Origin of the sequence: Mycobacterium simiae (assembly GCF_008370645.1) — a bacterium.
GTDB classification, from domain to species: domain Bacteria; phylum Actinomycetota; class Actinomycetes; order Mycobacteriales; family Mycobacteriaceae; genus Mycobacterium; species Mycobacterium simiae_A.
This window is the reverse complement of record NZ_VTZN01000468.1, coordinates 1-674: the sequence shown is the minus strand read 5'-3', so window position 1 is coordinate 674 and position 674 is coordinate 1. Positions and strand designations below refer to the sequence as shown.

General features: G+C 64.7%; 1 protein-coding gene. It reads right to left on the bottom strand.

Going from position 1 to position 674, the window contains the following annotated elements:
* On the bottom strand, window positions 1–674 hold a 674-nt coding region (locus F0Q45_RS26465; protein WP_149656647.1), incomplete at both ends, for an acyltransferase domain-containing protein.

Below are 674 nucleotides of genomic sequence, written 5' to 3'. Positions count from 1 at the left end.
CCCACCTCCGAACAGTTCCTCCCCAACAACGACACCACCAACCCATCCCCACCACTCAACGACGCCGCCACCGATGCCGCCAAACCACTAGCCGGCCCCACCTCAACAAACCGCCTCACCCCAAGACTTTCCACACACCGCACCCCATCAGCAAACCGCACCGCCCCCCGCACATGATCCACCCAATACTGCGCCGACCCATACCCCGGCCCCGCCAACTCACCCGTCACATTCGACACCACCGGAACCGACGCCACCCCCACCCCCACCCCCGCAGCCACCTCACCAAACTCGGCCAGCATCGGCTCCATCAACGACGAATGAAAACCATGCGACACCGCCAACTCACGCACCCGCCGACCCCGACCCACCAACTCCGCCACCACCCCAGCCACCGCATCCCGCTCACCTGAAACCACCACCGACTCAGGACCATTAACCGCCGCAATAGCAACCCCACCCACCAACAACTCCGATACCTCCGCCTCCCCAGCGCCCACCGCCACCATCACCCCACCACCAGCCAACCCCCCCATCAACCGACCCCGCGCAGCCACCAACATCGCCGCATCCCTTAACGACAACACCCCAGCCACACACGCCGCCGCCAACTCCCCCACCGAATGACCCATCACATAATCCGGCCGAACACCCCAATACCCCAACAACTCCCA